General features: G+C 30.6%; 12 protein-coding genes. 7 read left to right on the plus strand and 5 right to left on the minus strand.

Annotated features, from left to right (window positions below; genetic code table 11):
- Positions 1 to 241: 241 nt before the first annotated feature.
- Positions 242 to 1,441: an SGNH/GDSL hydrolase family protein gene (locus tag P7122_RS11710; protein WP_278005988.1), complete on the plus strand. Its 1,200-nt coding sequence runs from the start codon at positions 242 to 244 to the stop codon at positions 1,439 to 1,441.
- Between the two features lie 210 nt (positions 1,442 to 1,651).
- On the opposite strand, the gene P7122_RS11715 is transcribed toward P7122_RS11710, so the two are convergent.
- Both P7122_RS11715 and P7122_RS11720 read right to left on the minus strand, forming a co-directional pair.
- Complete coding sequence (locus tag P7122_RS11715) at positions 1,652 to 2,323, minus strand: DNA-binding response regulator (RefSeq protein ID WP_278005989.1); 672 nt, start codon at positions 2,321 to 2,323, stop codon at positions 1,652 to 1,654.
- Complete coding sequence (locus P7122_RS11720; RefSeq protein ID WP_278005990.1) at positions 2,320 to 3,966, minus strand: tetratricopeptide repeat-containing sensor histidine kinase; 1,647 nt, start codon at positions 3,964 to 3,966, stop codon at positions 2,320 to 2,322. Before P7122_RS11720 ends, P7122_RS11715 begins: the two co-directional genes overlap by 4 nt.
- Positions 3,967 to 4,159: 193 nt before the next feature.
- Between P7122_RS11720 and P7122_RS11725 the strand changes: the two genes are divergently transcribed.
- The 6 genes from P7122_RS11725 to P7122_RS11750 all read left to right on the plus strand — a co-directional run bounded on the left by P7122_RS11725 (position 4,160) and on the right by P7122_RS11750 (position 10,650).
- The gene (locus P7122_RS11725; RefSeq protein ID WP_496196797.1) at positions 4,160 to 5,950 is read left to right on the plus strand and encodes a tetratricopeptide repeat protein; all 1,791 of its coding nucleotides are present in this window, start codon (positions 4,160 to 4,162) and stop codon (positions 5,948 to 5,950) included.
- Positions 5,951 to 6,061: 111 nt separating this feature from the next.
- Positions 6,062 to 7,141: a serine hydrolase domain-containing protein gene (locus P7122_RS11730; protein ID WP_278005992.1), complete on the plus strand. Its 1,080-nt coding sequence runs from the start codon at positions 6,062 to 6,064 to the stop codon at positions 7,139 to 7,141.
- A 26-nt stretch (positions 7,142 to 7,167) separates the two neighbouring features.
- Positions 7,168 to 8,028, plus strand: coding sequence for an SDR family oxidoreductase (locus P7122_RS11735; protein WP_278005993.1), 861 nt, complete (start codon positions 7,168 to 7,170; stop codon positions 8,026 to 8,028).
- A gap of 3 nt (positions 8,029 to 8,031) precedes the next feature.
- A complete protein-coding gene (locus tag P7122_RS11740; RefSeq protein ID WP_278005994.1) occupies positions 8,032 to 8,649 on the plus strand; it encodes a CatB-related O-acetyltransferase in 618 nt (205 codons plus the stop codon).
- Between the two features lie 201 nt (positions 8,650 to 8,850).
- Positions 8,851 to 9,495, plus strand: coding sequence for a hypothetical protein (locus P7122_RS11745; RefSeq protein ID WP_278005995.1), 645 nt, complete (start codon positions 8,851 to 8,853; stop codon positions 9,493 to 9,495).
- Between the two features lie 30 nt (positions 9,496 to 9,525).
- Positions 9,526 to 10,650, plus strand: a complete 1,125-nt coding sequence (locus tag P7122_RS11750; RefSeq protein WP_278005996.1) for a serine hydrolase domain-containing protein — start codon at positions 9,526 to 9,528, stop codon at positions 10,648 to 10,650.
- Positions 10,651 to 10,771: 121 nt separating this feature from the next.
- On the opposite strand, the gene P7122_RS11755 is transcribed toward P7122_RS11750, so the two are convergent.
- Genes P7122_RS11755 through P7122_RS11765 form a run of 3 tightly spaced genes read right to left on the minus strand, consistent with a single transcriptional unit; the run spans position 10,772 to position 14,305 of the window.
- Positions 10,772 to 11,962 (minus strand): ABC transporter permease, encoded by a 1,191-nt coding sequence (locus P7122_RS11755; RefSeq protein WP_278005997.1) that lies wholly within the window; start codon positions 11,960 to 11,962, stop codon positions 10,772 to 10,774.
- A gap of 1 nt (position 11,963) precedes the next feature.
- The gene (locus tag P7122_RS11760) at positions 11,964 to 12,554 is read right to left on the minus strand and encodes an ATP-binding cassette domain-containing protein (RefSeq protein ID WP_278005998.1); all 591 of its coding nucleotides are present in this window, start codon (positions 12,552 to 12,554) and stop codon (positions 11,964 to 11,966) included.
- Positions 12,555 to 12,595: 41 nt separating this feature from the next.
- Entirely contained in the window at positions 12,596 to 14,305 is a 1,710-nt protein-coding gene (locus tag P7122_RS11765; RefSeq protein ID WP_278005999.1) for a DUF4836 family protein, read from the minus strand.
- Positions 14,306 to 14,351: the final 46 nt, after the last annotated feature.

A 14,351-nucleotide genomic window follows, 5' to 3' on the forward strand; every position in this document is an offset into this window, starting at 1 on the left:
ACAGTTAATTACTATGCGCTGTCATTAAAAGAAAATTAGAGCTTTTTAATATTATTACTTACGCTCCAAAAAACAAAACGGAATACTTTACTTATTATTTACAGATTTATCTTTCTGTATAAAATTCATTTAACAAAAATATTACCCTAAAAAAAAGGGGACATACGGCTAACCGTAAGTAGATATTACGATTATTAATAATATTTGAAATTAAAAATCACAATATCAAACCAATACACAAATGAAAAAGGGAGTAATAAAAAAATTTTCTGTTATATTAAATATTATTTTACTATCCGGAATACTGTTCTTTTTTTATCGGTACTACCCTACAATAAAGTCAAAATTTTTTCCAGAAAATTTAACCGCAATACAAGAAGCTAAACTAAAAGATCAAAATGATATTGCTACAGATTTCTATGATGCTTCAAATTTTAAAATAATTGGTCAACTTCCTAATACAAAAAACTACGAGCGTCTTCCTTTAAGCTCTAAAAACAAAGTAAGAAAACCTGTTTGGGGACTCTCTAAAAACTCAGCTGGAATTTCCATTCGCTTTTCTTCTAACTCTTCAATTATAAAAATTAGATGGAAACTAAAAGACAACAGAAATCCTTCAAACATGACTCCAATAACAGCCAAAGGATTAGACCTATATGCATACAATGACAATGATTGGAAATTTGTTGGTGTTGCAAAACCAAATGGAACCAATAAAAATGAAGCTCTTGTAATCCAAGGAATGGAAACCATTAACCGTGAATATTTATTAAATTTACCACTTTACGATGGAATTGACTTATTAGAGATTGGAATAGATAAAAATGCTAGAATAAGTAATCCTAAAAAAGAGATTATTGATACATTTCGTCCAATAATTTTTTATGGTACAAGTATAACTCAAGGAGCTTCTGCATCAAGACCTGGCCTTACTTACTCTGCGCTAATAAAAAGAAGACTTAACAAAGACGTTATTAATTTAGGATTTAGTGGCAATGGATGGTTTGAAAAAGAGATTATAGAATATGCTATGACATCAAACCCATCTTTAATAATTTTAGATTGTACACCAAATTCTTCTGCAGATGTTATAAGAAAGAATTTACCTAAAACGATTAATTATATCAATTCTATTGATAATAAAACTCCTATTGTCCTTATTGAGAGTGTTATAAGGGATTTTGCGTTTTTCAAAAAAGATGATAAATCTATTTTTGGTACAAAATCATTCATTAAAGAACAAAACAAAGCCCTGAAAGAAACTTATGATAACATCTCTAAAACAAACAAAAATGTATTTTACATTCGAAGTGAAAACCTAATAGGCAAAGATAATGAAGCCACAATAGATGGCACCCATTTTAATGATCTGGGACATTATAGAGCCTATGAATTAATTAAAGAAGAAATAGAAAAAATAACTCTTTATAGTGGCATATGATTAAATAAGATTGGATGTCGTTCACTATTACTAAATGAACAAAATTTAATCTTTTCATAGACCGATATCTCTAAAAAAACAAAAAAAGGCATGTAAAACATACACGCCTTTTTTATCCCCTAAGTTTTAATATCAATAACAATATTAATTATATTACTCTCAAAGATATGAGTACATCTATACAATAGATTACGGTTAACCGTAAAAGACTTAAATTAAACCCAAATCTTTTGTAATTGCTACCAAATGAATTGTATTATTAGCTCTAAATTGAATCTTTAATTTATTAAGCCTTTTTTCAATAGTACTAAGGCTATTTGGTGTGATACTTTTTGATTTCAAATCTTCACTTATATCTTCTTGAGAGAATCCTTTTGAGAGTAAATTGATAAGTTGAATATCAAAATCATCAATTTCCATTTTAGACTTTGGTTGCAATGCCTTATCTACTTGAGGAGACAAAAACAAATCGCCTGCCAAAACTGCTTTTATAGCTGTGCTTAACTCTTTAGACCCATTTCTATCTTTACATACATACCCATTAATTCCTTGCTTTTTTATTAATCCTCGTACTTTTTGTAGTTGATCTTTCATAGAATACACAATAATCGGAATTGCCAGTTTATCTACACGTATTTGTTCTATTAAATCTTCTCCAGATGCAAGTGTTGCATTTCTGTAATCACTTTTAAAAGACAAATCTGTTATAATTAAGTCGTAAGGCTTTTTTTCTAACTCAGCCTTTTTTAGTTGTAAATAGGCTTCATCACAGTATTGTGTTTTATCAATCTCTGCAACTCCACTCTTTTCTAAAACCTGAGCTACACTTTCTACAATTGCATCGTGGTCATCATTTATAAGAACTTTTTTTAACGTCTTCATATCACAATTTTTACTTTAAACCCTTTTTCTGGTTGTGTATCAAAAATAATAGTACCACCAACAGATTGGATACGGTTTTCCGTATTAAACAATCCTGTATGCTTTACAAGTTCGGCTCCTACTCCATTATCAGAATAATTTATTTTTAGTTTTTTACCTTCTTTTTCAAAAAGAATTAAAACTAAAGACGCGTCACTGTACTTCTTCATATTAATTAGTAACTCTTGCAATACTTTATAAATGGTGTTTTTATAGACATCAGAAAAAACATCCCATCTTACATCTGCCAACCCTTTAACAACAATGTTGGTGTTTTCGGATTCATAGCTTTCTAATAACGCTTCTAGATTTTCTCTAAACGAAACTTTTGTATCGAGTAAACTATGCTGATTAGATATATCGCGAGCTTTATGGTATAAGAGATACAACTCATCTCTTAGAGAATGTCTCTGGTAGGTATTGTTTTCAAACTTTGTCATAATCTGAAAAACATTATTTGCTACCTCATCGTGTACTTGCTTAGAAATCCTGGATTCTGTTATAATAACTTGTTGTAATTTTTCTTTTCTATGCCTAGCTCTAAAAAAGAAAAATGCTAAAACAGAAAGCATTACAACACCTATAGCTACCAAAGTAGAAATTATTGCTCTAGACCTCTGACGTTCTACTCTCAATTGACTTTCTAGAGCTTGTCTTTCAAATTCAGAATAATCATAACGCATTAGAGCAAACCGATTAGACCGAGCTTTATCTTCTGCTATTAAACTATCATTTATAGCCTTATATGCTTTTGAATAATTATCTGGACTAAGTTGCACCAACAAACCAAGCGCATTTTGTTTATACGATGCAGAATTAAGTTTACTAGCAAAGTCCAGTGCTCTTTTTGCATAAAATTTGGCCATATCCATACTGTCTGTAGCCATGTAGTATTTTGTTAAGTTTGAAAAACTACTATACAAAACAGAAGAATCCTTTAACTGTCTTCTAAGTTCTAGTGCTCTATATAACAGTTTTCGTCCTTCTTTAAAGTCGTTTAATCTCGTTTTTATATATCCAAGATTATTCAACACCATAGCTATAGATATTGTATCCTTTAATTCTAAAGTTAGTTGCAGTGCTTTTACCGAAAACTTATGTGATTCATTAATTAAATTATTTCGTTTATAGACATTAGCTATATTATTATAAGCTATAAGGCTATCTTTTGTACTATTAGCCACTTTTAGTACACGACTATACAACTCTACTGCTTTATCATAACTTTGTTGCTCTGAATACAACACACCAAGTTGATTGTAAAAACTCTTTTTGTAGGCTTTTTTATTGCTTATTGTTGAATTTTCATCTAAAATTTTAATCGCTCTCATTGCCAATTTTTCGCTCTCTTCATAAAAACCAATTTTATAATTGATACTTGCCAAATAATAAAGACTGTTTAGTTGAGTATGTACATCTTTTGTTGTTTTAGAAGCTTCTAATTGTTCATTAAAATAAACCGAAGCATTTATTAAATCTGATGATGCTTTAGGATGCATTGCAATACCTCTGTAGTACGATAAACTGTCTGTACTTTTTTGAGCAAAACAGAACGTTGAACAAAAGAAAAATAAAAAGAAGAATGATTGATTGAGATGTTTCATTCCTCAAATTTAAAAACTATTTCAAACTAATTGTTAGAATCTGTCAGTTAAGGAAGTAACTAAATCTATACGTCTTCATGATTGTAAGATTTTTTTGAATTACATCCGTTAAAAAATGTTCTCTAAATTTATTTTTAGGTTTTGTTAAATTATTTAATTTCGAATCGTAAATTATTTCATTGCAATAGTTTAATTGAAAACCAATTCAAAATCCATCGCTGTCCTTCCCTTTGTCAATATGAGCAATGATATTGATAATGAGTCTTTCTGTGATGGTATTACTGAAGAGATTATTAACGCCTTAACCAAAATTAAAGGTCTAAAAGTAATTGCCAGAACATCTTCTTTTGCTTTTAAAAATAACAATAAGGATGTAAGGCAAATTGGTTGTGAACTAAGTGTTGCAACTATCCTAGAAGGTAGTATTAGAATATTTAATGACAGAATCCGAATTAATACTCAGTTAATACGAACAAATGATGGCTTTCAAATCTGGTCACAAAATTTTGATAGAAAATTAGACCATATTTTTGAGCTTCAAGACGAAATAAGTTTAATAATTGCTGAACAGATTCGGGAAAATTTTGGACATCTATACATATCTAACCACATATCTATAATTGGAACTAAAAATATTTATGCATATAAGTTATATTTAAAAGGTAGAGCATATCAGCTTAATTGGGTTTTAGAAGATTACATTAAGGCTATAGATTGTTACAAAAAAAGTATAGAAGTCGATAAAAATTTTTATGATGCATACTTTACATTATGCAGATCTTATGGCATTTTATCGAGTTGGGGATTAATAAATAAGCAAGAAGGCGAAAAATTTGCTAAAAGTTATTTAAATCAAGGCTTAAAAATTAATTCATCATCTTATTTAGCGTGTTTTTCTCAATCATCATTAAGCTTTTGGAATGATTGGAACTACAACAAAGGTATCGATTTACTAAAAAATACATTACACAAAAACCCAAACTATGCTATCGCTTACGAGGGTATTGCTGAAATTTACATGGCGACTAACCAACTAGAAAAAGCCCTGTTAAATATTAATAAGGCTATAGAAATAAGTCCTTTGTCACCGAATCATCATTTCACTAAGGGTAACATTTATTTTCTAAAAAGAGAGTACACAGAGTCCATAAAACATTTAGAAGAATGCTTAAAAATTGATCCTAATTTTAGTTTAGCAATAGAGACCAAATTAGCTTGTTTTATATTCTTAAACGACACTTCTAAATTTGAGAATTATATAGCCATAATGCCACAACTTATTAGTCCCAAAATATGTGAAGCCTTATTTTGTTTGATTAATAAAAGGCAATTAAATGTAGCTATTGATATTAAGGCTATTGATGTTGAAGAAGGTTTCAAAAATATTTATCCTTGGCATTTTTATTTACTGATACATTCTGGAAATAAAGAAAGAGCATTAGATATTTTTGCAGATAAAATGAAACTGAAAGTAGGACAATTAGTCAATTTTCAATTAGATCCTTTCTTAGATCCTTTAAGAGAAGATAAACGCTTTCAATTAATAGTAAAGCAATTTATTTCACCAGAACTAATTCCAGCAAAAAAAGAAGTTCTAAATAAAATTGAAAGAGAACCTTTAAAACCTTTATCTGATTCTGAAATTATTAGGTATAAGTTGATTCTAGAAAATTTCATAAAAAACAATAAGCCATTTCTAAATCCAAACCTTTCATTAAAAGAACTTGGCAAGAGTATTAGTTTACATCCTAATAAATTATCTTGGTTGCTTAATACTGAATTCAATAAGAATTTTAATGATTTTATAAACTATTTTCGCCTAAATCATTTTAAAACTATAGCATTAGACCCTAAAAATTCTCATCTTACAATCCTAGGTTTGGCCTACGATAGTGGTTTTAATTCTAAAAGTGTGTTTAATACTTTTTTCAAAAAAACTGAAGGTATTACACCGAGTAAATGGGTACAGCAACATAACAAGTAAGCCGCTTCTTTTTATAAATTCCGAACGTTCTACATTATAATTTAGTACGACACATAACTGTTTATACTTCAATTTTGCAGTATCAAATAATCAATTAAAAAACGAACAGTTATGACAACTTTACACAAATTACTAGTAGCATCAGCAATAGGTCTGGTAATACTTTTTACATCATGCTCAACAAATGATGACAACAACACACCAGCCATTAATTACACAACCGCTGAAAATTTATTAGCCGACACCAACTTTAATGGCTACGCTATTATTACAAAAAATGGGAACGATTTAGTGCGACAAGGCTTTGGTTTAGCAAATGAAAACACTGCACTTCCTCAAGATTACGAATTAGCCTATCGTATTGGTTCGGTATCAAAAACCTTAACTGCAGCAGCTATTATTCAGCTAAAACGCGATGGTTATATTTCTAATTACAACCAAACGTTAAACGAATTTGATCCTGAGTTTCCTTTTGGCAATCAAATTAGTATTGCTCAACTTTTATCGCACCAATCAGGTATTCCAGATTATCAATTTGTTGTTGAAGACGCTACAGAACAAGGCTACTTTTTTGATGAAGAAGATATCTATGAAGTCATTATTGAACTCATTTCCGAAAACGGACTCAATTTCACACCTGGCTCAGGAAAACAATACAGTAACTCTAACTACCTTATCGCTGCGTTGTTGGTTGAAGAGCTTACTGATATGTCTTACCACAACTACATTCAGCAGAATATTTTTAATCCTTTGCAAATGACAAATACCTACAGAGGTACAGACAATATTAACCCAAACACACATGCAGAAGGCTACAACAATGGTAATGCTAACAGTGTTTACCCAATGAATTTAGCGTTTGGAGCTGGAGATTTTAGCAGCACACCAAAAGATATGGAAACATGGACAAATGCGGTAAAAACAAACTGGTTTACTACTGCTGAAAAAGATGAAATATTTGCTCAAGATGTACCAAGTGGCTACGTAGATTTTGGTTTAGGTTGGTTTACCACACAAGAAGGCAATACCACACTTTACTGGCATGGTGGCGATATAGACGGTTATTGGAGCATGATTGGTTTTGTACCGGAACACAACGCTACCATTGTGCTATTAAGCAATCAGCAAGACGATTCTGGAGAGCAGCGCAATGCCATAATTCAGCAACTGTTGACCAACGAATTTAACTAAGATTCAATTTTAAATTACACGAAAAAATGCAACATACCAATATATTATTAGCAGGTGCTACAGGCTATTTAGGAAGGCATTTATTAACGGTTTTAATCGAAAAACAAAACCAGGTAGTTGCAATTGTCCGTAATCCAAATCAGATAGATAATCCTAATGAAAATTATCTGGAAATTAAGCAGGCTGAAGTCACCAAGCCAGAAACATTAAGAGATATATGTAAAGGTATAGACACGGTCATTTCAACCGTTGGTATTACTAGGCAAAAAGATGGTTTAACCTATATGGATGTCGATTATCAAGCGAATATGAATTTGCTTATTGAAGCTAAAAAAAGTGGTGTTAATCATTTTGTTTATGTGTCTGCCATTAATGGCGATAAGTATCGAAATTTGAAGATTTTTGAAGCCAAGGAAAAGTTTGTTGATGCTTTAAAAACTTCAGGGTTAAATTACACGATTGTAAGACCTAACGGGTTTTTCTCAGATATGAAAGACTTTTTACAAATGGCAAAATCGGGTCGTGTGTATTTATTTGGATCTGGCAGTCAAAAATTCAATCCAATTCATGGTGAAGATTTAGCCAATGCGATTATCGATAATTTGAAGGATTACAACAAAACAATAACCATAGGCGGACCCGAGGTTTTAAGTCTTAATGACATTAGTAAACTAGCGTTAACATCATTAAATAAACCAATAAAAATCACACATTTACCAGATTTTTTAAGACGATTCACTATTTGGACTTTAAGAACTTTTACTAGTGTAAAAACCTATGGTCCGATTGAATTTTTCTTAACGTTAATGGCAGACGATAATGTGGCGCCTACCTACGGAAAATATCATTTAAAAGACTATTTTAGAGAAGAAGCTAAAACGCTATAAATTATGAATATTCCAGATCCAAATACCGTTTTCCCGTTAGCCAATTATGATAAGCTATGTTTTTTAAAAAACTACATCAAAAATCCGAACATTGAGGTTGGTGATTACACCTATTACGACGATTTTGAAGCTGTTTCAAATTTTGAAAAAAATGTAAAATATCATTTCGATTTTATTGGCGATAAACTCATCATTGGAAAGTTTTGCATGATTGCATCTGGTACAACTTTTATTATGAATGGCGGCAACCATTTAACTGAAGCAACATCAGCATATCCGTTTGCCATATTTGGTGGTGCATGGCAACACGCTATGGATGGTAAAAGTTATCCAACTAAAGGCAATACTGTAATTGGTAACGATGTGTGGATTGGTCACAATGCTACCATCATGCCTGGTGTAACCATAGGTGATGGATCTATTATAGCCGCAAAAGCAGTAGTAACAAAAGATGTAGAACCTTACACTATTGTTGGAGGCAATCCTGCAAAATTGATTAAAAAGCGGTTTTCTGATGACACCATTTCTAAATTATTAGAACTTAAATGGTGGGATTGGGATATCGATAAAATTACACGAAATGTAGATAAACTCACATCGCATCCAGAAGCGTTAATTTAAAGTAAAATTATAAGGATTATTATAAGGTTTAGCACTAATTGTGTTAAGCCTTTTTTTATTCAAATAACTCAAAATCAATATTAAGTACTGAATTTCAAAGAAGTTTCAAATCATAATTCAGGACGATTAGCATTCACTTCTTTAACATCTTTGTAACATCAAATTATTAATCAAAAACGAACAATTTAAAAATCAATCACAATGAAAAAATTAGTATTTATCTGCTTAACATTATGCGCACTTAATGTTTTTGCACAACAGAAATCAGAATCGTCAAAACTTGGTAATCACGACTTGAAATACAGAGTTAGTTTTCCAGCTATTATTTTAGGTAATATTGGGAAAGGTGGAGAAAGAACCAACACAGAACACATTGAATTGCATGTTAAACGCGAACTTGATGCAAAAAACATTGTTGGTGTTAAATTAGCCACTTGGCGATTATTTCAACCTATGGGTATACAATGGTGGGATGGACTTAGAGGCAAAATAGATTCTGAAACCGAATTTTATCCTGGCTATTTACGCGAAACGGGTGTTGGTATATCTTATCAGCGCATGCTTTGGAAAGGACTATTTGCCTCGGTTGAAGTTTTACCGTTGTATAAAACCTATTTAGATCTTGATGACAAGAAAATAGCCAACGGATTTAAACTTTACAACTCGTATCATGTAGGTTATCATTTTGCCTTTGGTAAAAAGAAGCAGTTTTTTATAGAACCGCAATTTCATTGTAATGTTTGGCATTTTGATACAAATACGCCAGAATCATTTAAGCAGTTAGACAATAAGTGGGATTCCTATTTTCTATTTGAACCCAACCTTTATATTGGTATAAAATTTTAACTTAAAGCACTTTGGTAAAACTTTAACCTTATGAGAAATATACTTTTAGGTTTACTATGCTTCGTTGGATTATCGGCGATTGCTCAGGACACAATAAGCGAAAGCATTGAAAAATTATTTAAAACCGAATTAGAAAAAGAGAACATTAAGAGCGGAATACTTCATGTATATTCTGAATCTCGAGATATTGATGTTCAATTAGCAGAAAGTAAAGAAGATTCTATTTCAATAAATCATCCATTTTATACAGCTAGCATTACCAAGATGTTTACCGCAACAGCGATTGGTATTTTAAAAGATCGAAAACAATTAAATTTTGAAGATAAGATTACTCGATATTTACCAGATTCATTGATTACTAATCTTCATGTTTTAGATGGTAAAGACTATTCTAAAGAATTAACCATAGCACATCTATTACAACACACCTCTGGTTTACCTGATTATTTCACAGGTTCAACAAATGATGGAAGTCAAAATATCATTAATCAACTATTAATGAATCCGAATAAATTGTGGTCTGCAGAAGAAATGATTCAGTTTTCAAAAGAAAAAATGACACCTCATTTTATTCCTGGTGAAGGTTATCATTACACAGATACCGAATATGTGCTTTTAGCCTTAATTATTGAAAACGTCAGTGGTTTATCTTTAGATTACTTCTTTCAACAGAACATTTTTCAACCTATAAAAATGAACAGTTCGTACATTAACTTAAAGTCTAAAGCCATAGATAACAAATTACCTGTTGTTAAATTTTATGCGAGTCAATATGAATTATCATCATTAAAAAGCCTAAGTGCGGATTGGGGCGGAGGCGGTTTGGTCTCTACCACTCACGATTTAATTGCATTTTTAAAAGCCTACAATACAGATAAAATTGTAAAAAAGGATACAAGATTAGCCATGCAAAACTGGGTAAACGAAACTAAAGGAATGAATTACGGCTTTGGAATAAGACAAGTTTCAATAGGTGAATTAACCAATACAGAAAGTGACTTACAGTTCATTGGACATTCTGGTAGTACCGCTTCTTTCTTGTGGTATTGTCCGCAATTAGACACATATATTTCAGGTACTTTTAATCAATTAGAAGCTTCAAAAAGCGCTTTGGTTTTGGTTTTAGATATACTAAAGGAAATAAATAATCAGTAGATTTTCTATGTTATAATCTACCTACTAAGATCTATCATACTTCAAAAAAAACGGTTGAGATAAAACTCAACCGTTTTTTATTTATAGAATGTTACTACACATTTCAATATTAATTCTAAACCTAGCTTTTGGGTAATACTATCGCTTTCATTTTTCTTAAAATAATAAAACTATACGACAGACATAACACTAATAAAATAGCGACTCCTAAGATGAGGATAAAACTATTACTTTCAGAAAATTCAAATAAAGATTCTAATCTTTCTAAATATATTTTTCGGACTACAATACCCAAAATTATTGCAGGCACTATAGCTATTACAGTTGCTAATGAAATGACAATCTGGTAAAATTTTGATATCGATTTGTAAGAATATCCAATAGCTCCTAAATTTGAAATCATAGCTTTATTCTTTTGTATTATTAAATTAAAACTTAATAAAATAAAAGCTATAGAAAGCACAAGAATAATCAGTGCTACCGCTATTACAAACACTAATGCAGAATTGAAGAAAAACGAAAGTTTACTAAACTCAAGCTTATCTTTGTTTATAGAATAATTGTTCTCATTAAAAAACTGTAAAATTCTTTCGTCTGTAGGATTGTTAAATGTAACTAACAGTCGGCTTATTCTAGATTTTTTGGAACGTCCAAACTTATTATTTGCATATTCTAAAAACGTTTCTGGCACTAAAATAGAATTGATCTTATTAGAAAAGCCTACTATCCTACTCTTATACACTTCGCTATTAAAGTTTCCAATGACCTTTAAATTAAAGGTGATTTGAGATATTGTATTTTTGGACAATACTGGCAACCCTTGGCTTTCGGCAAAACCAAAATTGTATAATTTTAGATAATTCTCTGGAATTATAATAGGTACAACCTCATCGTTTTCATTCCAAATCCAGTCTTCTGTTTTTACATCTATATATGCATCTGGAATGCTTTCAAAAAACAAATCTGTTTGAAACAGCGGTATATTTTCAGATTGGTTAGAATAGGCTTTAATTCTAAAATCAGCATTATTAAAAACAGAAACATCTTTTATAAAGGGTTGTTCTTTTAGCTCTTCTATTTCTTTAGATGAAAAATAAATTCGGTCTTTGTTAACGCTTTTAAATACAGACACCTCTTTACTTATCACTGCGGATTTATCGCTAAAAACATCTGTTTGCTCAGATAATAACGGTTTTACATCTTGATACAGTTGAAGCGTTGTTAAAACAATAAAAACACCAATAAATAAGGTAAGTATATAGCCTATTAATTGAATTTTGACAAGTGTCTTCTTTTGTAGTTTAATGAGCATACTAAAGATTTATAGTTTTATCAAATTCAAAAAATGGCAAATCGTCTAATGCCGTAATAATTACTGATGCTTGGCGCTCTTCTAATTCTTTGTTTAATACATCTACAATAATCTTAATATTTGAACTATCCAGGTGACTAAAAGGCTCGTCTAACAGCAAAAAATTAAAAGGTTGACACAACGCTCGTATAATTGCAACTCTTTGTCGCTGACCAAGAGACAATGTCTCTACCAAACTGTCTCGTCTATGAGTTAATTGCATTTTGTTGATTAACGCATCTATTTGCTCAGTAGATTTATGGTGTGTTAGTTTGTTTTTTAACTGAATATTTTCAAAAAGCGTTAGGCTAGGAAACAATTTAAAGTCTTGAAAAACGTAGCTTATCTCTGTTTGGCGTAAGCTAAAAACAGAATCTTCTTTTTTACTGTATACCACTTCACCTGTATAGTTATGGCTACTTCCATAAATAAAGTTTAATACCGAAGATTTACCGTGGCCAGAATTTGCTTTGATTAAGTATTTTTTACCTTTTTCAAAAACGACCTCCTTTTGTAGATATATGTCAGAAGCCGATAATTCAGCCTCTGACATGTATGTTGGTTTTAAATTGCTTAAACGTATTTGCATAAGACTTATAGTGAAGAAAAACTTTTGAAGCTTTCATCCATAAGCTCTAATAATTGTTGCAAACTATTTTTACCATTATCCTTAGTTTCTAAATTAAACTCTAAGGTAAAATTGTCTATCATCTTTAACTCAATACCTCTTGCAAAATTTGTCCAAATTTCAAAAACCTCTTCTTCTTTATCATTTTGCTCTTCTTCTATCATCTTCTTTACCTCTTTAGGATAATCGTCGTAATTTAAGTTTAAATAAGCATAGTATCCTCCACCTGAAAAATCTGATAATTTAGAAGAACCTGATAAGCTTTTAGATCCTAAACCACCATCTTTAAAGGCCTTTATACTCTTTTTATCATTAGTAAACAAAAATGTATCGTCGTCAAAAGCAAAGTATCCAGAGTAAGAGCCATCTAATTTAACTTCGTAATAATCGTCTTTCTCTTCAATTTCACTTTCAGGTATTTTTTTAATAACCTTCTTTAGATATTTATCAGAATTTATATCAAAAACCAAAGACATTACAGGTAATGTTTTTGTTCTTGTTTCTGTGGTATCTCTGTATTCATAACCTCCTTCATAATAATATTCATTAGTTGAAGCATCGAAGCGTCTGGTCTTATTTTCATTATACACCATTTTGTAGGTGTCATAGGTGTAAGTTGATTCTTCTATGTTAGATAAACTAAAAACCATAGATCCTTCTATACTTTTTATCAGATCTTCAAGCTCAAAGCCCATTTCTTTTTCAAATTCTTTTTCAATGCTTTCTAGTTCTCCTTGCTCTTGCATTACTTTATAATTTTCAGAAGGATTAAAAGACATTGCCAGATTAGCAAAACTTTGCTTTGGCAAAAACTTTAAAAGGGCATTATTAAAATCATGATCCCAAACGTTATCTCTTTTCATCATCTCTCTTACTTCTCTATTTGGAAACATTTTACCTTGAAGACTAATTCGGTCATCTTCAAACTCTAAAGAAGCAGAAATGTAGTTATCTGTCATGTCTACATCAAATTGTTTTTCTAACTCTTTAAGATAGAAACTAGACTCTAATATGTTGGATGATACCCAAAAGTTAACGTCTTTCTTGTTGCTGTAAAAAGACATAAACTCTTTATTTACAACTATCTGCTTATCTACTTTAAGTTCAAATAAAGATTCTACCTCTAGTTCTAGATTTTCTCTACTAGACCAGTTCTGTGCAGTTACAATTAACGCTTTGTTACTATCCCAAGCAAAAACGACTTCGTTTTGTACTTTAATATATTTGTAGAGATCTTCTTTTTCAACATCAAAATCAACACCTCCTTTATCAAAAATATCTTCTAAAAACTCTGCATACTTTTCTTCATCTTTAAGATCTAAGGAAACACAAACAAACTTTTCGTCAGTACCTTCATCTATGTAATACATAAAAACATCTTTGGTAAAATCTACTCCTGTCTTTGATGGATCTTCTCTAAGGTCTTCTAAAAAATTAGCTACTTTTTTATCCTCATTTCTTATTTCTTTCTGAAATGTTTTAAAAAATTCTAAATCATCTAAATCTTCAAGATTTCCTTTTTTGTAAAGTGAAAATACATCTACTACAGCAATAGCACTAGTGTTCTCTGGTATTGCTTTTAAGCTTTCTGGTCTACTACTACATGATGCAAACAGCACTAAGACTAGACTGTAGATTATTGTTTTTAATTGTTGATTGATTGGCAATAGCTTCATTTTAATATTGGTTTATTTTATTTTGAATTTAATTATTGAATTTAGA

This window comes from Winogradskyella marincola (genome assembly GCF_029624125.1).
In the GTDB taxonomy this organism is placed as follows: domain Bacteria; phylum Bacteroidota; class Bacteroidia; order Flavobacteriales; family Flavobacteriaceae; genus Winogradskyella; species Winogradskyella marincola.

Excerpts from the sequence above, each read along its gene's own strand:
- P7122_RS11750 (WP_278005996.1), top strand. The coding sequence starts at position 9,526 with ATGAGAAATATACTTTTAGGTTTACTATGCTTCGTTGGATTATCGGCG.
- P7122_RS11740 (WP_278005994.1), top strand. The coding sequence starts at position 8,032 with ATGAATATTCCAGATCCAAATACCGTTTTCCCGTTAGCCAATTATGAT.
- P7122_RS11710 (WP_278005988.1), top strand. The coding sequence starts at position 242 with ATGAAAAAGGGAGTAATAAAAAAATTTTCTGTTATATTAAATATTATT.
- P7122_RS11715 (WP_278005989.1), bottom strand. The coding sequence starts at position 2,323 with ATGAAGACGTTAAAAAAAGTTCTTATAAATGATGACCACGATGCAATT.
- P7122_RS11730 (WP_278005992.1), top strand. The coding sequence starts at position 6,062 with ATGACAACTTTACACAAATTACTAGTAGCATCAGCAATAGGTCTGGTA.
- P7122_RS11735 (WP_278005993.1), top strand. The coding sequence starts at position 7,168 with ATGCAACATACCAATATATTATTAGCAGGTGCTACAGGCTATTTAGGA.
- P7122_RS11760 (WP_278005998.1), bottom strand. The coding sequence starts at position 12,554 with ATGTCAGAGGCTGAATTATCGGCTTCTGACATATATCTACAAAAGGAG.
- P7122_RS11765 (WP_278005999.1), bottom strand. The coding sequence starts at position 14,305 with ATGAAGCTATTGCCAATCAATCAACAATTAAAAACAATAATCTACAGT.
- P7122_RS11745 (WP_278005995.1), top strand. The coding sequence starts at position 8,851 with ATGAAAAAATTAGTATTTATCTGCTTAACATTATGCGCACTTAATGTT.
- P7122_RS11720 (WP_278005990.1), bottom strand. The coding sequence starts at position 3,966 with ATGAAACATCTCAATCAATCATTCTTCTTTTTATTTTTCTTTTGTTCA.
- P7122_RS11755 (WP_278005997.1), bottom strand. The coding sequence starts at position 11,962 with ATGCTCATTAAACTACAAAAGAAGACACTTGTCAAAATTCAATTAATA.